This is a genomic window from Mannheimia sp. E30BD, assembly GCF_041807785.1.
Lineage (GTDB): Bacteria > Pseudomonadota > Gammaproteobacteria > Enterobacterales > Pasteurellaceae > Mannheimia.
Genome location: NZ_JBGTYX010000021.1, coordinates 1 through 19,845 on the forward strand (window position 1 = coordinate 1; position 19,845 = coordinate 19,845).

The 19,845-nt window shown below is 36.3% G+C and carries 21 protein-coding genes and 3 pseudogenes; 9 read left to right on the top strand and 15 right to left on the bottom strand.

The window, feature by feature from the left end; genetic code table 11:
* Nucleotides 1-100: pseudogene (locus ACERCG_RS10030) on the top strand (IS1595 family transposase); the annotation flags it as partial.
* 64 nt (nt 101-164) lie between these two features.
* Here the strand turns inward: ACERCG_RS10030 and ACERCG_RS10035 are convergent.
* The 3 genes from ACERCG_RS10035 to ACERCG_RS10045 form a co-directional block, all read right to left on the bottom strand.
* The gene (locus ACERCG_RS10035) at nt 165-1,076 is read right to left on the bottom strand and encodes a DMT family transporter (protein WP_373611921.1); all 912 of its coding nucleotides are present in this window, start codon (nt 1,074-1,076) and stop codon (nt 165-167) included.
* 92 nt (nt 1,077-1,168) lie between these two features.
* Complete coding sequence (gene cspD, locus ACERCG_RS10040) at nt 1,169-1,375, bottom strand: cold shock domain-containing protein CspD (protein ID WP_373611923.1); 207 nt, start codon at nt 1,373-1,375, stop codon at nt 1,169-1,171.
* A 101-nt stretch (nt 1,376-1,476) separates the two neighbouring features.
* Nucleotides 1,477-2,049, bottom strand: coding sequence for a DUF1439 domain-containing protein (locus ACERCG_RS10045; RefSeq protein WP_373611924.1), 573 nt, complete (start codon nt 2,047-2,049; stop codon nt 1,477-1,479).
* 93 nt (nt 2,050-2,142) lie between these two features.
* Between ACERCG_RS10045 and ACERCG_RS10050 the strand changes: the two genes are divergently transcribed.
* From ACERCG_RS10050 to ACERCG_RS10070, 5 genes are read left to right on the top strand one after another with little or no spacing between them, the layout of a single operon-like run.
* The gene (locus tag ACERCG_RS10050) at nt 2,143-2,283 is read left to right on the top strand and encodes a hypothetical protein (RefSeq protein ID WP_373611926.1); all 141 of its coding nucleotides are present in this window, start codon (nt 2,143-2,145) and stop codon (nt 2,281-2,283) included.
* 59 nt (nt 2,284-2,342) lie between these two features.
* Nucleotides 2,343-3,497: a tRNA guanosine(34) transglycosylase Tgt gene (gene tgt, locus ACERCG_RS10055; protein ID WP_373611928.1), complete on the top strand. Its 1,155-nt coding sequence runs from the start codon at nt 2,343-2,345 to the stop codon at nt 3,495-3,497.
* A 12-nt stretch (nt 3,498-3,509) separates the two neighbouring features.
* Nucleotides 3,510-4,022, top strand: coding sequence for a hemerythrin domain-containing protein (locus tag ACERCG_RS10060; protein ID WP_373611929.1), 513 nt, complete (start codon nt 3,510-3,512; stop codon nt 4,020-4,022).
* A 51-nt stretch (nt 4,023-4,073) separates the two neighbouring features.
* Nucleotides 4,074-4,283: a sulfurtransferase TusA family protein gene (locus tag ACERCG_RS10065; RefSeq protein WP_373611930.1), complete on the top strand. Its 210-nt coding sequence runs from the start codon at nt 4,074-4,076 to the stop codon at nt 4,281-4,283.
* A gap of 9 nt (nt 4,284-4,292) precedes the next feature.
* On the top strand, nt 4,293-6,272 hold the full coding sequence (locus ACERCG_RS10070) for a WG repeat-containing protein (protein WP_373611931.1): 1,980 nt from the start codon (nt 4,293-4,295) through the stop codon (nt 6,270-6,272).
* Between the two features lie 262 nt (nt 6,273-6,534).
* Here ACERCG_RS10070 and ACERCG_RS10075 read toward each other — a convergent pair whose 3' ends face one another.
* The 5 genes and pseudogenes from ACERCG_RS10075 to ACERCG_RS10095 form a co-directional block, all read right to left on the bottom strand.
* Nucleotides 6,535-8,106 carry an alpha/beta hydrolase-fold protein gene (locus ACERCG_RS10075; RefSeq protein ID WP_373611933.1) on the bottom strand — a complete coding sequence of 524 codons (1,572 nt, stop codon included), beginning with the start codon at nt 8,104-8,106 and terminating at the stop codon, nt 6,535-6,537.
* Nucleotides 8,048-8,860 (bottom strand): annotated as a pseudogene (locus ACERCG_RS10080) (TonB-dependent siderophore receptor); the annotation flags it as partial. The pseudogene ACERCG_RS10080 and the gene ACERCG_RS10075, both read right to left, overlap by 59 nt.
* A 297-nt stretch (nt 8,861-9,157) precedes the next feature.
* A complete protein-coding gene (locus tag ACERCG_RS10085; RefSeq protein WP_373611934.1) occupies nt 9,158-9,334 on the bottom strand; it encodes a hypothetical protein in 177 nt (58 codons plus the stop codon).
* Between the two features lie 23 nt (nt 9,335-9,357).
* On the bottom strand, nt 9,358-9,885 hold the full coding sequence (locus tag ACERCG_RS10090) for a TonB-dependent receptor plug domain-containing protein (RefSeq protein ID WP_373611936.1): 528 nt from the start codon (nt 9,883-9,885) through the stop codon (nt 9,358-9,360).
* 3 nt (nt 9,886-9,888) lie between these two features.
* Nucleotides 9,889-10,158, bottom strand: coding sequence for a hypothetical protein (locus tag ACERCG_RS10095; protein ID WP_373611937.1), 270 nt, complete (start codon nt 10,156-10,158; stop codon nt 9,889-9,891).
* 79 nt (nt 10,159-10,237) lie between these two features.
* Between ACERCG_RS10095 and ACERCG_RS10100 the strand changes: the two genes are divergently transcribed.
* Nucleotides 10,238-11,128 carry a helix-turn-helix transcriptional regulator gene (locus ACERCG_RS10100; protein WP_373611938.1) on the top strand — a complete coding sequence of 297 codons (891 nt, stop codon included), beginning with the start codon at nt 10,238-10,240 and terminating at the stop codon, nt 11,126-11,128.
* Here the strand turns inward: ACERCG_RS10100 and ACERCG_RS10105 are convergent.
* From ACERCG_RS10105 to yjgA, 5 genes are all read right to left on the bottom strand, one after another.
* Nucleotides 11,112-11,561: a pyridoxamine 5'-phosphate oxidase family protein gene (locus ACERCG_RS10105; RefSeq protein ID WP_373611939.1), complete on the bottom strand. Its 450-nt coding sequence runs from the start codon at nt 11,559-11,561 to the stop codon at nt 11,112-11,114. The genes ACERCG_RS10100 and ACERCG_RS10105 overlap by 17 nt on opposite strands.
* A gap of 67 nt (nt 11,562-11,628) precedes the next feature.
* Nucleotides 11,629-12,192 (bottom strand): UbiX family flavin prenyltransferase, encoded by a 564-nt coding sequence (locus tag ACERCG_RS10110; RefSeq protein WP_373611940.1) that lies wholly within the window; start codon nt 12,190-12,192, stop codon nt 11,629-11,631.
* 2 nt (nt 12,193-12,194) lie between these two features.
* Entirely contained in the window at nt 12,195-12,908 is a 714-nt protein-coding gene (locus tag ACERCG_RS10115; protein WP_373611941.1) for a DUF554 domain-containing protein, read from the bottom strand.
* Nucleotides 12,909-12,915: 7 nt separating this feature from the next.
* Nucleotides 12,916-13,287 carry a SirB2 family protein gene (locus ACERCG_RS10120; protein ID WP_373611942.1) on the bottom strand — a complete coding sequence of 124 codons (372 nt, stop codon included), beginning with the start codon at nt 13,285-13,287 and terminating at the stop codon, nt 12,916-12,918.
* Nucleotides 13,288-13,292: 5 nt separating this feature from the next.
* Nucleotides 13,293-13,823 (bottom strand): ribosome biogenesis factor YjgA, encoded by a 531-nt coding sequence (gene yjgA / locus ACERCG_RS10125; protein WP_373611944.1) that lies wholly within the window; start codon nt 13,821-13,823, stop codon nt 13,293-13,295.
* 99 nt (nt 13,824-13,922) lie between these two features.
* Between yjgA and pmbA the strand changes: the two genes are divergently transcribed.
* Both pmbA and hpt read left to right on the top strand, forming a co-directional pair.
* Nucleotides 13,923-15,272, top strand: coding sequence for a metalloprotease PmbA (gene pmbA / locus ACERCG_RS10130; RefSeq protein WP_373611945.1), 1,350 nt, complete (start codon nt 13,923-13,925; stop codon nt 15,270-15,272).
* 38 nt (nt 15,273-15,310) lie between these two features.
* On the top strand, nt 15,311-15,847 hold the full coding sequence (gene hpt, locus ACERCG_RS10135; protein WP_373611946.1) for a hypoxanthine phosphoribosyltransferase: 537 nt from the start codon (nt 15,311-15,313) through the stop codon (nt 15,845-15,847).
* 166 nt (nt 15,848-16,013) lie between these two features.
* Here the strand turns inward: hpt and ACERCG_RS10140 are convergent.
* Nucleotides 16,014-18,401: pseudogene (locus ACERCG_RS10140) on the bottom strand (exo-alpha-sialidase).
* Between the two features lie 951 nt (nt 18,402-19,352).
* On the bottom strand, nt 19,353-19,658 hold the full coding sequence (locus ACERCG_RS10145; protein WP_373611948.1) for a hypothetical protein: 306 nt from the start codon (nt 19,656-19,658) through the stop codon (nt 19,353-19,355).
* Nucleotides 19,659-19,845 lie beyond the last annotated feature (187 nt).

Genomic DNA, 19,845 nt, shown 5'->3' on the forward strand with positions numbered 1-19,845 from the left:
AAAAAATTTCCCTTTATTCTTGAAGGAATGTGAATTTCGGTTTAACTTTGGTACACCAAAAGAACAGCTCAAAACGTTGCGAAAATGGTGTGAGATTTAGGGCTAATCTACTACAGCCCCTTAGATTTTACTAAATTCCCGGAGGAAATTACTTCACAAGAGGCCTATTTTCTCCGAAATTCTACCAATTTCAATGCTACACTTGAGCCAAAAATAACAATACCGGCAAAGCCTATTTGGATTGGTGAAATTCGCTCTCCTAACACTAGATAAGCCATAACCGCAGTTGAAACAGGTATCAGAAGCTCTAATACTTGATATGTTACTAATCCTTGTGTTTGAATAATATGGAAAGTGAGTACCATACCAACCACAATCGCATAAATGCCAATTGCCATTACCGTAAACAGAAGCCAATTCGGTGTTGCAAAAATTTCATTAAATTTACCCGCTTGTTGGCTCAATAAAAGGCTGGAGATCGAGGTCACTAAAGAGGTGATACAGCTTAGGGTAAATACATTAAGTTCTCGGCTGAATTTCACTACCAAGTTTTGAATATTCCGGATAATAATTGATAGAAACAAGAAAAAAGAGCCAAGAATAAACCCTTCCCCAACAGAAATGGTTTTGCCATACCAAACAAAGCCTAATGACCCTAAAATGGTTAAGACTGAGCCAAACCAAAAAGATTTGTTTTTAATTCGTTCCCTTTCATCTTTAAAGAAAATTGCAGCAATAATCACGCCAAAAGGCATAGCTAATACACCGAAAATCGAAGCGGTAACTGCACTGGTAATTTTGACACCTTTTAACCAAAAATACATATTGGCAGACATCATTAACCCGACAAATAATGTAATGGCAATGAGTTTAGGGCTTTTGGCTAATTGAATGAGTGATGCGCGAAATTTCCATAAAATAATAGCTAAAAGGGCTAGTCCGCCTGTTAAAAATCGTATGCCATTATTATTAAGCGGATCTAGATGTAGGCTTAAAAATCGGAGAAAAACGATGTTTAGCCCAATACCCAAAACATAGAGTAAATTGATTAAAATTAATTGACGGGAGAGAAGCATAATTAAAAAGATAGAAAAAGCTCGGTGTGAAACCGAGCATAATTAAGCAATGTTGCTAGCATAGCAAGAAATAGACATAAAGATAAGTATTTCTACTCGATAGGCGTAATTTTGGTGGCAGACGCACCTCTTTCGCCTTGGATTAATTCAAACTCAACTTTTTGCCCCACTTTTAAGGAGCGATAACCTTCAGTTTGGATTTCAGAAAAGTGAGCAAAAATATCTCCCTCACAGACTTCCGATGTAATAAAACCAAATCCTTTTACATTGTTAAACCATTTAACAATACCGATTTCCATATAGAACTCCTAATAGCTGATTAATAACCACTAAATTGTAAATAGAATGCTTAAAAGCTCAACTACTAAAGTGTAGAAATTAGACAGAGATCACAAAATTTTTAGAAAATTGAGATTTCTAATTTGATACTTCCATTTTCCACGATAATGGCTTTACCAAATTTTTTCACCATTGCTTCTTTCATTTTACTTTCGTCTAACCGATAAACCGGAGTACCATTAAGAAAGCTCGTTAATCCGTCAGCAAGTACAGGCAAAAACATTTGGAGTTCAGACTGATATTTTGTAGGGGTTGCAGACCAGCTGAGTAAGCGGACATCTTTTAAAAATAATGCCCCTTTTTCAGGATCGTAATAGGGCGTTGTGTCCATATTTAACTGGATAGAGGCATTGTATTTCTTGCCTCGTGCTTTTAAGATCCCATCTACCACCCCTGAAACTGCAACTTTTTTCTCTTCTGTTCTGCCAATTTGGCTGGTGAGTGAATGAAGATTGTAATCAAGTTCAAATAATTGAGGGATACCGACTTTATCTTGCAATGGTACTTTTTCGCTTAATTTAGTGGATAAGTATTCGTTAATTTCAGCTTCGCTAATGCTCAACAAATTGGCATTTGCTGAAAGCATCGTTGCTGAAGTCATCAATAAGGCGGTAAATTTGGGTAAAATTTTCATAATTTACTCTTTTAAATTAGGTTTAATGGGTTAAACAGGGTAAAATGTGCTTGGACTATAATAGTCCGTCTTGTTATTTTAGGACAGCAAAAAATGAAAAAATTCTTATTATGCGTGAGCATTTTAACGATTTTTGCCTGCTCATCAACGGGTGTAGGTGGTAATGTAGGAGTCGGAGGCGGCTCAAATGGTGTTGGGATCGGCTTAGGTATTGGAACAGGCTTTAGATTCTAATTGGTAAATTTTTGGCGGTTTTTGACCGCTTTCACGAACTGTTTATTTGTGGATAGAAAATGAAGTACGAATTAAAAAAAACAAGCGGTAATGCACGCCGTGGGCGCTTAACATTCAATCGCCCGAAAGGGGCGTTTCACGTTGAAACCCCTGCATTTATGCCTGTAGGCACATACGGTACAGTAAAGGGTATGACACCCGAAGAAGTAGCTGCAACAGGGGCTCAAATTCTGTTAGGAAATACCTTCCACCTTTGGTTACGCCCGGGGCAAGAGGTGATGAAAATGCACGGCGATCTGCACGATTTTATGCAGTGGCACGGCCCGATTTTAACCGATTCAGGTGGTTTCCAAGTCTTTAGTTTAGGCAAATTGCGTAAAATTAAAGAAGAAGGCGTAACGTTCCAAAACCCAATTAGCGGTGAGAAAATTTTCCTTTCGCCTGAAAAGTCAATGGAGATCCAATGCGATCTTGGCTCAGACATCGTAATGATTTTTGATGAATGTACGCCTTATCCTGCAACTTTTGATTATGCGAAAAAATCAATGGAAATGTCGCTACGCTGGGCAAAACGTAGCCGTGATCGCTTTGATGAATTAGAAAACCCAAATGCACTCTTTGGTATTATTCAAGGCGGTGTGTATGAAGAGTTGCGTAAGATTTCGGTTGAAAAATTAGTTGAAATCGGCTTTGATGGTTATGCTGTAGGTGGCTTAGCCGTTGGCGAGCCGAAAGAAGATATGCACCGTATTTTAGAATACGTTTGCCCACAAATTCCTGCTGATAAGCCTCGTTATTTAATGGGCGTAGGCAAACCTGAAGATTTAGTGGAAGGTGTTCGCCGTGGTATTGATATGTTTGACTGCGTAATGCCAACCCGTAATGCTCGTAACGGTCATTTATTTGTTACTAATGGCATTGTGAAAATCCGTAATGCAAAATATCGTGAAGATACTACACCGCTTGATCCTGAATGTGATTGTTATACTTGTAAAAATTATACAAAAGCCTATTTATACCATTTAGATAAATGTGGCGAAATTTTAGGAGCAAGGTTAAATACCATTCACAATTTACGTTATTACCAACGTTTAATGGCAGAAATTCGCCAAGCCATTGAAGATGATCGCTTTGATGATTTTGTGATTGAATTTTATGCCCGAATTGGTAAAGAAGTGCCGCCTTTACAATCTGAAGTGAATAATCAGAAATAATAAGGAGTTTATATGCAACAACTTGAACCGCAAGAATTTGCAAGCTGGGCTGAACCTATTGATATGTTGTATGCTTGTCACGGAAAAGTGAAAAGTTTCTGTAAACAGTTACAAATTCTGTCTGATTACCTTGAAAAAAACGGCTTAAATCAGGCGGTAAAAAATGATGTTCAGCAGATCTTAAATTACTTCAACATATCAGCTCCACTTCATCACGAAGATGAAGAAGACGATTTCTTTCCAGAGTTGATTAAAGTGCAGCCTCAAGCTCAAGCAGATGTTGATGAATTAGAACGTCAGCACGTTCATTTGCATAAAAACTGGGACGATTTATCTGCTCAGCTTGAAGATTTACTTGCAGGCAAACGTGAAAATGTTGATAGAGAGTTAATCGAGCGTTTTGTGGCAGGTTATGATGTGCATATTGCCATTGAAGAACCACTTTTCGAGCTAGGGCGTGAGCATTTAACGGAAGAAAAACTTTCAGCAATGGGTAAAATTATGGCGGATCGCCGTAAATTATAATTTCAATGAATAAGGCGAACTTTTAAGTTCGCCTTTTGTTGTATCGAAACGATGAAATATTCTTTAGATTTAACAGGCTATAGCTGTCCGTTACCTTTATTTATGGCTAAAAAAGCGATGAATGATCTTAAAAAAGGCGATAGTTTAGACGTTCTACTTAATAAGCAGAGCAGCCTTGCCGATTTTGAATTGCTTGCCAAAGAACAAGGCTGGCTTTGTGAGATACAAGCGGTCGGAAATCGAGTGATTTTTACAATTTAGGAAGTTCAAGTGAGTAATTTAAATTCATTTAAGAAAAAATATGATGACGTAATAGAGTGTGTGAGCTACTCGTTATTGATCGTTGCTAAAAATGGAAAATATGGTGTAGTTGATCGCTATTCGAAAAAAGAAGTTATTCCTTTAATGTATGATGAAATTAAAGAGAGATATTGTGGTGGTTATTCAGTCCGAAATGGTCAGCATTATGGCATTATTAATGATGAAAATGAATTATTAGTGCCAATAGAATATGATTTGATTGAAGATTCTGGTTGGGTAGGAATGATGCAAAACGGCAATAAATACGCATTCTATAAATTGGATAACCCACCTTTGCCTGCAACAACAAAAATCACCCCGTTGAAATATGATTCAGCAAGGCTTTTTAATAAAGGAAATATCACTATTTTTTCTGTTTCAGGTAAGTATGGTATTCTGAATAATGGATTAGAAGAAATTATTCCAGCCATTTATGATGATATTGCTGAAATTCACTATGCTGACTCTGAAAATAAATATCTTGCTGTTGCTTGTTTAAACAGGAAATATGGGGTTATTGATGAATTCAACAATAAAATGTTAGAGTTTAAATATAACAGTCTAGAATTTATAGGAAACACCTTATTAATAAAGGCAGTATTAAATCATAAGTCTGGTTTCTTTAGTTATGCCAGAAAATATGGAATTTTAATTTATGGAGAGGGTAATGTTAAAAATATAACAGAACTAAAATATGACAGTTTAATTGTTAATGAAGAAGATATTGTGGTTTCTGTTGATAAAAAATACGGGTTTCTTGATTTGAATGGTAGAGAAATTATCTCTCCAAAATTTGATGATGTCATTTTTCCTTTTATTAAAGAACGTGCTTATGTAGAGCTTGATGGTGATAGATTTTTTGTTGATAAGTCTGGCAGAAAAATAATAAATTATATTCCTAATGAACTTAGTAGGAAAATTAGGATTTTGTCAGATAATATAGAAAAGCTATATAACTATCTGATGAATGATGAAGTGGCTAGAAATCAGTCTGAGTATAGCCTCTATTATTGGCAAATGCCTTATGCTCTTACAACTTTAGATGATATTCCTGAAAATTATAGCTATCAGAAAGAATATGAGCAATATAACCAATTACGCTGTAAAATGCGTTTAGAACAAGTTGATAATTTACCTGAAATTTTAAAAAATGGATTACATTATCCTGTTTTGAGTATCGATTTTACTGGAGAAATCAATACAGAGTATTATAAGGGAGATGCGAATATTTTCTTTGCTATTCTTAATGAAGAGAATAGATTACACCTTACATACTATATCTCCTTATTTGGAGAGAAATATGTTGATTTATTTGATAAGAGCAAATCTTTTGATTTTGATAGCTTAACTGATGAAGAAATTTCTTTATTTAGTCAATTATTAGATTGCATTGAGAAAATTTGTAATGATTTAGAAATAGAAACTGAGCAAAATCAAGGTGTTTTCATTCATCAAGAATTTAATCGAGAAGAAGATATTGCTAGATTAATTCAATTATTAAATTTTGATGATCACTTAACGAAATCTGAAGTTAATAAATTTAAAAAAGCCTATATTGAATTAACGGATACTCCAGATAAATTCCGTAAAAAATTAGAGAGATGGTTAGATTACGAAAAAGATGAATTGCTAGATGTAGCACAAGATGACTTATATTATGAACTTATTACCTATTTTATTGATAATAATGTTGATGATTGGAAATTTGATATTGAAAGATTAAGTGATTTTATTTCAAATAAAATAGGCGTATCTTTTAGTATTACTGATGATGACTATCAGAAGGGCATTGAATATATTAATCAAAACTTAGAAGCCCAATCAGATTATTCTATTTTAAATATTGTGTCCGGTGGAGATGATGTTAATTTTATTGTTGTCAGAACTGAAGATAAATCAGATATTCTTGAGTTGTCTAAACGACTTAATATGCCGATTGTCGATTATTAAATGTAAATAAGGCTACATGAGATGTAGCCTTTATCTATTTATTCTCTTTCTCAAATCGTTTTTTTCGCACATATCACTTTATTGCTATTTAAGAGTCTTAAAAGCTCCCAAACATCACTCGGTTTTAAGCGTGCAAGCGAGTGTTTTTCGTAATAAATTTGCAATGCTACTTGTTCATCCTCTTTGTATTCTAAACATTTTGCTGTGGCGGAAAACTCTATGCCTTCAATCTCTTTTATTTTTTGAGTAATTTTACTATTCCTTAGTCGGGGTGTTGGCAAGCCCCTTTACCTAATAACGCTTTTAACCCATCGCTTATTAATCCTTGCCACGCTAAATAGCCGTGCGGGGTGGATTGTTCTATATAGGTCACAGGGTAGCCTTTTGCCAGTAACACATCTTTTAAATGGCGAGAGGTTTCCAATATATTCGATCTTCCGCTTTCATAAAATCCAGCACTGATAAAAAAGCAAACAGGTAATTTTTCTTTTATTGCAAATTCGTGTGCGATATAGTGACTATTTTCGCTCGGTGTATTCTTAGGATTCCACCAAAATGAGCCTGATAAAATCAGTGCTTTATTAAAGAGATAAGAATAATTTAGCACGGTATAAGCTGAGGATAATCCGCCGTAGCTAGAACCACTGATAATTCGCTCTTTTGCTTCCATGCCAATGGATTTTTCGGCAAAGGGGACGATTTCTTCCGCTAGTACTTGGGTAAAAATTGGGTTAGCAGGTAGCTCAACTCGTCTTGATTCACTAGACGCATTCTCAATAAAGATGGCGACAGTTGGGGGAATTACTTTTTGAGTGATCATATTATCTAAAATCGTTTTTGTCGGCACACGTTCGGTGTATTCTACACCATCAAACAGATAGAGAATCGGATAGCTATTTTTCGTACTAAAATTCGCAGGCAAATAGGCAAATAATCGGAGTTTATTCCCAAGTTTGGCACTATCGAAAACTAATTCTTGCATTGTGCCTTTGTCGATATTGGGTTCTTCAAGTAGGTAAGGTTGTGCTGGAGCTTTTGCTAATTTAACAAGCGAGTAGTAGTTAAACTTATCTGTATTTTGTAGATTTTGTCCTATTTTCTCAAAATAGGGTGTTTTGTTCAGCAGATCGGCTTGGGCTGTGGCAAGTAAGGCTCTGCGTTGGGTATATTCATCTACAGGTAATGTTGGAATATCAGGGGCAAGGCGATATTCAACCAACGTATCATTAGGTACGATATAGCTTTTATACCATAAATCAGTTTCACCCAAGCGTTCCATAAAGCCGTGATCGGTCGATACACCACCCCAAATACGCACATTTTGTTTTGCGCCACGCCATAAAAAAGTAACTCGGCTTTGCTGTTCGTTCAAAGCTTCAATCAGCGGTGTGCCAGATTGTTTGACTTTATCCCAAAAATCGTTCATTAAAGAGATCTTTTTTGCAGGATTCTTTGCAATTTGTACACTTAATTCAGCAAGTTGTTGATTTTCGATAGTTTTAGGCTTAGCAATTTGATCTGAAAGAGGAATATGCTCTTCAATGGCTAATTCAAAATCATTGTTTGATATGCTTTGCCCATTGTTTGAAATAGAGAAAGTGGCCGTGCCATTGTGTTCAGATTTAAGCATAAATCCCTGTTCACCAAAGACATTTTGAGCAAGTAGGCGAGTAGAGTTGTCTGGGAAAATAATGGAAAGTGAAAGCGGTTGTTCAGCAAGTTGAGTCAGTGTGCCTTGCACGAAATCGCCTTTTTTTAATTCAATTGTTATATTGTTAGCGTAAAGCATTGTATGAGTAAGAAAGGTGAGAATACAAGCGGTCGTTTTTTTCATATTTTTTGCAAATGTTTAAGCCCTCATTCGAGGGCTGTTTAAGGTTAAAAAGATAGTTTAAAGTCGCACTTAAATTACGTTCTGTTCCATAGAAACAGGAAAAATTATTAGCACAACTTGCGACATATTTTTTATTCGTCAGGTTTTGTGCGTTGAGCTGTAAGTTTAAATTAGGCATAAAATCATACCCAAGCGACATATCGTAAAGCGTATAGGCGGGTACGGTAAATGTATTTTGGTTATTACCAAAAGTCGTTCCCATATAGCGTACACCTATACCGGTGGTTAGCTTATCAAAGAATTTATATTTTGCCCAAAGTGAAGCTTGATGGCGAGGAGTACCCCATTGCGTTTTATCGATTGTACTGCCATCTTTATCTTCGGTAATCTCTTTTTTGAGATAAGCGTAAGAGGCAGATACTGGGAATTTATCAGAGAGCTGTTGATTTAAGCTCACTTCAATTCCTTTGACGTCCACTTCACCAATTTGCTCATAAGAGCGAGTTTACCATTGATAATTTGCTAAATCTTTTTGTGTAATTTTAAATCCAGCTAACGTTAGCAAGGTTTCTTGAGTTGGTTGATATTTCAGCCCCATTTCCCATTGTTCGGCGGTCGTTGGCTTTAAGAAATCTCCTTGAGCATCTTTTTCGGAAGATGGCACAAAAGACGTGCTGTAGCTTAGGTAAGGTGCGATACCGTTCTCAAAGTTATAGATTGCACCTGACCGCCAAGTAAATTTCCTATCTTTATTACTTTCTCTGGTGTTTGTTACGCGGTCTTGGTTGCTATTTTTAGCAAAGTCATAACGTCCCCGCCTAGCATTAGCTCAACATTAACTATTTCCACCTGATCTTGTAGATAAAACCCAAGCTGTTTTAAATGCTTGATATCACTTGAAAACATATAATTAATCTAGATCTTGACGCACTCGCTTATAATCGATACCAGATAACAAGGTATGATTGATGTTTGTTGTATTAAAGACAAATTCTAACTGGTTATCTAAGCTGATTTCTTGGGTTTTCACGTCCCAGCGGCGAGCCTTATGTTATAAGATCGAACCAGTATCACCCCAGTACACGACATTTTTAAAATTCTCTTCCCCATTATGGTAACTGGCGTTCTGACGGAACGTCAGATTTTGGGTGAATTTATGTGACAAATTGTAGCCCACTTGAATTTGCTCTGATTTTAAACCGTGATAGTTTGGATCGCTTAGAAACATATCATAGGGGAGCTTTTTCCCATTTACGTTATTAATTGTCCCTTCTTTTGGTAAGAAATTACGATCGCCTGCTTTTGGTTTTTCGCATAGTAAGCATAAACGTTGAGTTCTGTATTTGTCGTTGGCTTCCATAAAATGCTTGGTGTAAAAGCGCCTCCTTTTTCTTTTACAAATCGGGTATTCCAATTAGCTCTTTCTAACTGACCAATTAAACGAGCGGATAGCGTTTCAGAAAGGTTTTGTTCGACATCAAGCCCTATTTGGTAACGGTTGTGATTTCCAACAATGAATTGCAACTGGCGATGCTGATTACCACTCGCTTTTTTGGTGATAATATCCATTACACCACCAGGGTTCGCTTGTCCATATAAAATAGAATTTGGACCTTTAATGATATTGATGCTTTCTAAGAAGAAAGGATCAATTTCAAATGCTGTTTGGTAGCGAGAACCATTTAAATATGTTGGAATTGTGCCACCATCGCTTTTATGCCCAATACCACGAATCGAAATTTCAATGAGTGCATTATTACCCCGATAACCACCTACCATACCCTAGGTATAAGCAACGGCTTCAGTGACAGAACGCACAGCTTGATCCTGCATTAAATCAGATGAAACGACATTAATACTAAAAGGTGTACGGGATAATGATGTTACGTTTTTTGTTCCGACAGTAGTATAAACAGGGATATAACCTGTAGTCGCAGCAAGTTTTTCTTTTACATCAATAGTATCGAGAGTTGCCTTGTTATCGTTTGCTGAAACATAAGATGTCATCAAGGCTAGGCTAATTAAAGAGAGTGAATATATTGTTTTTTTCATAAATTTCTCCATAAATAAGAATTATTATTAATATATCTTGTTTTTAGGCAAAAAACCTTTGTAAAATAAAACTTTTCCTATGGGGAATAAAATTTGTATGAGAAAGACGATTTTCATTGATGAAAATAAAAATATAGTGGGAAGAGTAGAGCTATACCGATTTCGTACAGACCTTATGTTGAAATATACGGACATTCAAGTAAACGCTACCGTAGAGCAAGCCCTATTTGAATCAGGTTTAAGATTGGTTATTTTGTTGAATGGGCGTTCAGAAATTCATTTTGATTCAGGTTATTTTGAATTAGATGCAAGGGCTAAGCCTAAAGCAGCTTTTTTACCCTTGAACCGTTCAGAAATGGGAAAAAAGGTATTTCAAAAAGGGCAATACCAAAAAGAGCTAGTTGTTTTTCTTTATCCTAAATGGATTATGGAAAGCTATCTCAATCTATCAAGTTACCATCAATTTAAACAACATTTAAAACCGTATTCTATTACGGTAACGCAGTCAATGCTTAGGCTTATCGATGAGATCTTCTTACAGCACAATGAATCTGAACCTTTCTATATGATTGAAAAAGAAAGTAAATTACTCTCGTTGTTGTCAAATGCCTTTTCACAATTAACGCAATCTTTACCATTAAAAAAAGATCGTGTTCAGCAACTTACTGAAGCATTAGATAATGGAAAATTTGATAATTGGAATTTAAAGCAAATTGTGAAATATTTTCATACCAATGTAACCACGTTACAAAATGAGTTTCAGAAATATCATAAAATTACGATCTTTGCTTATTTAAGACGTGCTAAATTAGAGCAATCTTATAATGCCTTGTTGAATGGACGTAGCGTTATGCAAGCTGCTGAATTAGCCGGTTACTCAAATGCAGAAAATTTTTCGACAGCATTTAAGAAAAATTTCGGTATAACGCCAAGTCAGGTAAAAAGAGATAAAATTAAGGGGATTGCGTAGCATTTTTACTCCAAATACTTTTTTGTGCAAAGACAAATTTATTACCCGTATGCTTGATAGTATTAAAAGAAATCTCCCAAACATCGCTCGGTTTTAAGCGTGCAAGCGGGTGTTTTTCGTAATAAATTTGCAATGCTGCTTTTTCAGTCTCTTTGTCTTCTAAACATTTTGCTGTAGCGGAAAATTGTACGCCTTCAATTTCTTTTATCTTTTCAATTTGCCCACAAATAGTGCCAACAATCTGTGGGTTTTCTAGCATAATTTGGGCGTGTCTGGTTTTTTTAGCTGTTAGAATGATTAAACGAGCGTTTTCTTGATCAAAAGCATAAAAGCAATTCGCCGCCCAAAAATCATCATTATTATGAGTAGCGAAATTTACAACGTGGTTAGATTGAATAAAATCAATAATATGGCTTGGGATTGGGTTTGTCATAAATAAAAATACCTGATTAAATTTATCAGGTATTTTAACATTTGGAACAGGAAAAGATAAGCCCGATTTATTCCCCCCAATGAGGTATATTTGGGATTTCAATATCCAGCAATGAAAGAGCGTGAGCAACGCTATGGGTTACCATCTCATCAAGGCTAGTTGGCTTTTGATAAAAGGCAGGAATTGGGGGGAAGATAATACCGCCCATTTCGGTTACTTTTCGCATATTATCAATATGAGCAAGATTAAGCGGTGCTTCTCTTACCATTAATACCAATTTACGGCGTTCTTTTAGCACTACATCAGCGGCACGGGTAAGTAGATTATCACTAAAACCATTCGCAATAGAGGCAAGGGTTCTCATAGAGCAGGGGGCAACAATCATACCTGCGGTTTTAAACGAGCCACTTGCAATGCTTGCTCCCACATTTTGTAGAGAATGCACTTCATCCGCTAACTGGTGTAGGGCTTCTCGCTCGTAATCTGTCTCAAGCGTTCGAGTTAGTTCAGCCCCTTTTGTGATAACTAGGTGGGTTTCAATGTCTTCAAAAGGTTTGAGTAACTCAAGCACTTTATAGCCATATTGAAAACCGCTTGCACCACTAATGCCGACAATAATACGCTTTTTCATCATTAACTCACTAGTCGTTCCCAAAGATAAGAGATTGGCATTGCTAACAGTAATGCAGGCAGCATATTTGCCACAGGGAAGGTTTTAATACCACAAATGCGGAAACCTGTGGCAAAGAGCAGCAATCCGCCCGTTGCTGAGAAATCAGCTAACATATTTGGTGTAGTTAGCGGCATTATGATTGAGGCAAGTAAAACTAATATCACTTGAATAATGACAAGCGGTAGGGCAACAGTCGTAACTACATAACCTAATGATGTTGCAAAGATCATTGCGGTAAAGAAATCCAAGATGGATTTAATGTATAGAACACTTGGATCGCCTGTTATGCCTTCATTAATAGCACCAAAAATGCCTGTGCCACTTACGCAGAAAAGCACAAGAATCGCAATAAACTTTTCCAGAAATTCTTCTTGAGAAAGGGAATGTCTTGGCGGAAAAATTTTATCAATAATGCCTTGTGCTGAGCTGGCAGCTTTTCCGAGCTTCTTTTCAAGGTAGATTAACTCGCCAATAATTGTGCCAAGAATTAGAGCTAGAGCAACGGCAGACATATATTTTACCGAAGCGGTTAGCATCATACCTAAGCCAAAACAGCATAAACCAAAAATCAGCGGCAATGTAGTGCGAAGTCGTTCAGGCAAACGGCTGCCTAAATAAGCCCCCAGTAATCCGCCTAGAATAATAGCTCCTGCATTAACAAAAGGTCCGATCATAATAATCCTATTTAAAGGTTGCGGTAAGCATAATCATCATAAATGAGAATACTGAAAGTAAATAGAATTTTAATGAGAAAGGCTGACCTTTTTTGAACGCTTTGGTTGCAAAAATGATATACAACACTAAAAATAGAATTTTAGGTAATAACCAGCTAAATTGGGACAATGTGAAAAAGTCATACGCAAGGAAAATAATAACCGCAGCAATACCTGTTACCAATAAGATGGTATCCACAATATGTGGGGCAATGCGTAAGACAGCATATTGTCTCCAATCAACCGCTTTAGCGGCTAAAAAACCACGCACTAATAATAATACTAAGCTGATATAAGCTAAGCCAAAATGTGCTTTAAGAATAGTTGATAGGTAATCCATAATAATCACTCCGCAATTTCAGTTTTTAAATATTGATAAATTTCACGATAATTTTTCGCAGGTTTATTCGCTTCACGCTCTTTAATTGCCCCACGAATTAAATTGCGTAAATGTTGGCGATCTAAATGAGGGTATTCATTTAAAAGATTATCTAATGAGGCATCACCCATTGCGATAAGTTGATCTCGCACTAATTCTAATTTATGTAATAACGCCTGTTGCTGATTATGGCGATTTTTTACTTTATCTAACGCTTCTTGAATTGGCTCAGGATCTCGATTTCGCAATAACTTGCCAATAAATTGAATTTGGCGACGGCGAGCTTCCATTTTAAACCCTTGAGCTTGGCGGATTGCCTCTTTTAGATCATCATCAAGCGGAATTTTCTCCAAATTTTGTGGTGTTAATTCAATTAATTCTGCCCCGATTTTCTTTAAATGTTCAGAATCTCGTTTAATTTCACTTTTACTGACCCAGATGATTTCCTCTTCATCATCTGTCCAATCAATCTCATTTTTGCTACGTTTTCTAGCCATTATGTGTCCTTTTTCGTGCAAATTCTAAAAAATGCCATATTCTAGCAGAAATTTGAGTTAGAATATATGAATCATTGAAATCAAGAATATGGAATAAGAATGTCGATTACAGATAAACAAACCTTACAACAGCAAGAACAGGAGCTACGACAAGCGGTCGAATTTGCCTTAAATTTTGCAAAAAAAGCAGGGGCAGAGGCAGAAGTTGGCGTAACCAAAGTTGCTGGGCTTTCAGTTTCTAGCCGATTAGAGCAAGTTGAAAATATTGAGTTTAATAATGATGGTTCGCTTGGTATTTCCGTTTATTTAGGCAAACGCAAAGGCAATGCTTCAACCTCTGACTTACAACCACAATCCATTCAAAAAACAATCGAAGCAGCGCTGGCTATTGCAAAATATACGTCAGAAGATGATTGTACAGGGCTTGCCGATAAAGAGATATTAGCCTTTGAAGCCCCTGATTTAGACCTTTACCACCAAGTGGATATTTCGGTTGATCAGGCAGTAGAGCTTGTTATTGAAGCCGAACATTATGGTTTAAATGCTGATGAACATATTGTAAACAGTGATGGGGCGACATTTAATTCCCATAGTGGGGTTAGAGTGTATGGCAATACGCGCGGAATGCTACAAAGTTATCTCTCTAGCCGATATTCACTGTCTTGTAGCCTGATTTCAGAATATCAAGATCAACCGGAGCGTGATTATGAATACACGATTTCCCGTGAGTTTGATAAATTACAAGCACCGAAATGGGTAGGGGAGCAAGCTGCAATTAAAGCGGTAGATAGATTGAATCCGCAACGAATTAAGACCGGTGAAATGCCTGTGATTTTCTATAACGATGTGGCAACCGGTTTAGTGGGGCATTTGGCCGGAGCTATTAGTGGCGGTGCATTATACCGCAAATCAAGTTTCTTATTAGATAAATTAGGCGAACAGATTCTGCCTGAATGGTTTGCGATTTCAGAGCGTCCGCATTTGTTGCGTCAATTAGCCTCTTCTGCGTTTGATAGTGAAGGTGTAATTACCCAAAACCGTGAAATTATTACTGATGGCGTGCTACAAACGTATTTAATGACTAGCTATTCAGGGCGTAAAATGGGGTTAAAAAGTACAGGACACGCAGGTGGTATTCATAACTGGTTAGTTAAACCAAATCGTCAAGGTGGTTTAAATACGTTACTTAAGGAAATGGGAACAGGATTATTAGTAACGGAAATGCTAGGTTCTGCGATTAATAGCGTAACAGGGGAATACTCTCGAGGTGCAGCAGGATTTTGGGTAGAAAACGGTGAAATTCAATACCCTGTAGCGGAAATTAGCATTGCAGGGCAACTGCAAGATATGTATAAAAATTTAGTGGCGGTAGGCGATGATATTGAACACCGCTCAAATATCCAAACAGGTTCAATCTTATTAGAAAAAATGATGGTTTCAGGCGAGTAAAAACGGCCGCTTATAATCAATTTTATTTGGAGAAATCAATGGAAAAACATCATATCGAAACGCTACATTCAAAAGAAGAAGTATTAAACCGAATCAATGAATTAGCAAAAGAAATCAATCAACACTATCACCAAAAACAGTGCCAAAACCTTGTAGTGGTTGGTTTATTGCGAGGCTCGTTTATGTTTATGGCAGATTTAGTAAGAAAGCTAGAGTTACCTGTAGAAGTGGATTTTCTAACCGCATCAAGCTATGGCAGCAGCACGGAATCCAGCCGTGATGTAAAAATTCTAAAAGATTTAGATGGCGAAATTCAAGGTAAAGATGTCTTGATTGTAGAAGATATTATCGATACTGGCTTTACATTAAGTAAAGTTGGAGAAATCTTAAAATTGCGTGAGCCAAATTCCCTCGCTATTTGTACATTGCTTGATAAACCATCTCGTAGAGAAGTTAATGTACCAGTAAAATGGGTTGGCTTTGAAATCCCTGATGAATTTGTGGTGGGCTATGGGATTGATTATGCCCAAAAATATCGTCATTTAGATTATATTGCTAAAGTAGTGATTGAATAAAAAAACTCAATCACTACTTAGATTTTCACGACTAATTACATTCTCGATTAAGGTTGAAATATAAAATATTCTTATCGAGAAAGAAAAATTAAAAGACTGAGCTCTATGGAATATAGAACTCAGTCTTGGGCTAGTCTAACTTTTAAATCGTAATCAGTTTACGGTATTACCAGTTATAACTTACATTTAGACCGAAATTACTTTCAGTAGTTTGAGAACCATAACGATGTAATTTGAAATCAGCCCCTAATGCCACACCATTTGCAAAGCGTTTTTTCAACCCTGTCGTGACAGAATACACGTTACTTTTATCCTTTATTTTGTATGTGTTTGTCATATCATTAGATTGAGATAAAGTTATATCACCATTGACAAACCCTATACTTGGACGAATATAAGCATCAATATCATTTAGCTTATAATGGATATTCAATCCTACATCACTTGCATAGACCGTGCGGCTATTAATCGCAAGATCTTCATCTATTAATGAGCGAGAAGAACGTGAAACGTAAGCACCAACTGATGGGCTAATGCTTAATTTATCATCTAATTGAATACGATAAGCATAATTTAGGTAGCCATCAACACTGTTATTACGTGCTAGCATATCTTTATGTTTTACGCCACGATAGCGTAAGAAGCCAGAAAGTTGGTGATTATCCATTTCATATTTAGCTCTTGCACCAATTTGTACGCTATTACGATTTTTATTACTGTATTCAAAGAATAAGCCACCACGTAAATTCTCACTTAATTTTGTATTCAAGCCTAAGGATAGATTATTGTGTTTTACACCTGTGTCGTAATGGGCAAAGAAATTATCAAAGCTACGATATAAAATATCAGTGTTATATTCATTGAACTTTCTCGCTTTTTGGATGTAGCGAGTGAAGTCTAATTTAGTATTTAAAGCCAAATAGCTTTCATATAAATTAGCATACGTATCCATAATACCATTATAATTTAAATAAGTGGTATCCGCTGTATTGGTGACTTTATTCACATAAGCTAAGGCTCTTTGATAAATATTCTGTTGAGACGGCAGTGCTTTAGTAATATTTTTTGCCAATTTATCCAGCTCATCACTATTGTTTTTCAGATTATACATTTCTTTGTTAATCACAAAAGATTGTGCAATCGCAGTATCATTAGCACGACGCATTTTTTCGACTAGCGTCTCTTTTTGAGCTTTATTGAGATAAGGCAGTGCATTGATTTTATCCAAAGCAGGAGTAAGTTCATCTGGTAATCCCCATTCGATAGCTTTTGCTTCCATTTCAGCAATATGTTCAGTTAAATTTTTTACTGAAATATCACCATCGTTTTCAAAAGCAACAAATAAATTCCCTTCTTTATAGGCTAAAGAGGAATAACCAGCACCAGCGGCATTACCTGAACCTGGACGAATAATATGCACCTTGTGTTTGTGCGATGGATCTTTTGCATCTAGCATCCAAAGTGTAATATCACCCCTTTTCCACCCATCATTCTTTCCATCTGGTTTAGAGATTAGTAGCACTTTTCGACCATTTGGTAGTGTTACATAGATAGAAGAGCCTTGAGTTGGTTGTGAGCTAGTTGGTAATAATCCATTAGTTGGAGTAAATAATTCCCAGGTCTTACCCATATCAGTAGAAGAGTATGCCCAGCGACTGTTTCCTCGTCCAGTCATCACTAGCTTACCCGGTTCGAGTTCAAACACCATATTTTCTAAAGAACTTTGGTTCGGTGCAACTGGGTTGTTAATTTCTGGCATATCCCAAGTCTTCCCATTATCCTTAGAATACATAATAGTGGTCGCAATACCATTTTGATGTGCGGTTTGAATTGGGAAAACCAACGTACCATCTTGCATTACAATTCCAGATCCGACCCCGCCTAAAAAGCCTAAGGTAGGTTTTCCATTTTTGGTGACTTTAGAAAATACGTCTAAATTGCTGAATTTACTAAACTCAGTATTTTTCTCCCAATTTAAACCACCATCAGTAGATTTATAAATGGTAGCTGCCCAGCTGCCACTATTAAAGTGAGGAACACGCCCACCATACCATTGTTGAACCGACATAGACTAAGTTCCGTGCATTACATATAAACTATTATCAATAGGATTATGTAATAGCGTTGGATCCATTGAACGGCGTGCTGGGTGATTAGTTCTATCAAAAGACCAAGCGGTTTTCTTCGTCCAAGTATGGCCACCATCGGAAGAAATCGCAATACCAGGATCAATACGATCTTGGTCATACGCACGATTCCAGCGTAAATCAAACATAACAACTAATTTGTTATCTTCGGTAACTTGCATAGCTGGAATACGGCTATAATATAATGGCGCAGTACCTGCAGCTTCACCATTTGGACCAATACCAGCCCAAGGCTCGCCAGCTACTGGAGTGGTAAAGTTATCGACTCCGACACGCTTGGTAATATTTGTGAGATTAAAATTAAGGTCGCTTTTCCAAAAATCAGAGTTAGCGGAAGCAGATAAAATACTTAGGAAAAAGTATGGGGATATGATTAACTGATTGATTTTTATCATCATTTTCTCCATTAGGGGGATAAAGTGCAAAAACTAATTTTTAGCTGAACAGCTATTATATGGTTCAATCTTATGTATAAAATACCAGATAGCAAGTAATTGTAACGGCATTTTATGATTAAGATTTAAGCACAGAAAAATAAAAAAATCTGAGAGATTTGTCACAATTATTGAAAAAAGTGATATTTTTTAAACATCACCGAAGCCCAAGCTTTGTATCAAGGTTTCATCTTAATGTTAGTGATAAAAGTGACTTTTTTCTGAACTTTGGTGTAAAAAATATAAGAGCTGTAACAAAAAGGCCGCCAGGCAATAACCTAACGGCATTACAAGCGGTCATATTTGGCGGAAAATTTGCTAGGCTACTTAAAATTTGCGATATGAAATGTTTAGTGCCATTGAGCTAAAACAACAAAAAAGCCTGTAAACGTTGATTTTACAGGCTTTCTAAGGTCTTTTCGTTTAGCGCTGTTGAACTAAATTTAGTCAAATGGTGCCTGGGCAAGACTTGAACTTAATAGCTTCAAGTATTGATGGATAAGGTTTCTTTCTAATTTGATTTTTCAGGATATAACTAAAATCCAAAATGCTTTATTAATTAGGTTATTTTATAAACAGATATTTCGAGCTATCGCCGTAGCTAAAAATTAGTTCTTGGGAAATTTTATTTTTGAATAAAAGAAAAAATTTAAAACTTTTTGAAATTTAACCCACTCAGTGGGTTAAGTGGGGAACTTTGGTTTTTATCCACTGTTAGCCACTTTTAGAGGGGAAATATTAGCGGTTTTGGTAGTGGTTAAAGGGCAAAAAACCGCTAATTTTCATCAACGGCTTAAGTTTCGGCTAGAATATCAGGGCAAGCACTTTGGCGGATTGCATTTTTTAGGAAGCGTTTATATCTAGGCGTTACTGATTTTAACGATAGTACGCCTTTTAGTATTTGTTGATAGGCTTCATCATTAATTAGGGCTTTTCGGCTTCTATATTTGCCTTAATCTCATCTAACGAATCAATTCTTATATGGCGGTAGAAAATGAAGCTGTTCCGTGTAATAAATTCGTGTGTTCCTGCCTTTAAAATACAAGTTTCATCAAGTGCTTTTTCGTTTTTAATGCTTGAGCAGTTTACACTTAAAATCATATCTCCTTTACCGGTTTCTCCATCAAAACAAGGATCGGTAAGCAGAATATATAAATGCTTGTAGGAGTTCTCTACCTTGCCGTAGTTGGTCGGTCTAAGAATAGTTGCTTGTCTTTTGACTTCAAGCATTGATTAAGCCCTTGAAAAGGTTATCCATTTTTCCTTTTTCTGTCTGTTGCTCTAAAATGCTTTCAATCTCGCTTGCTCCATTGTTCCGCCTGCCTTATGTAGCAAATAGGCGGTCGCTTGGGCTATTTTTAATTCATCAAACATTGTTTTATCTCCTGCTACATCGCAAATAGTGCTTTCTCTTAAT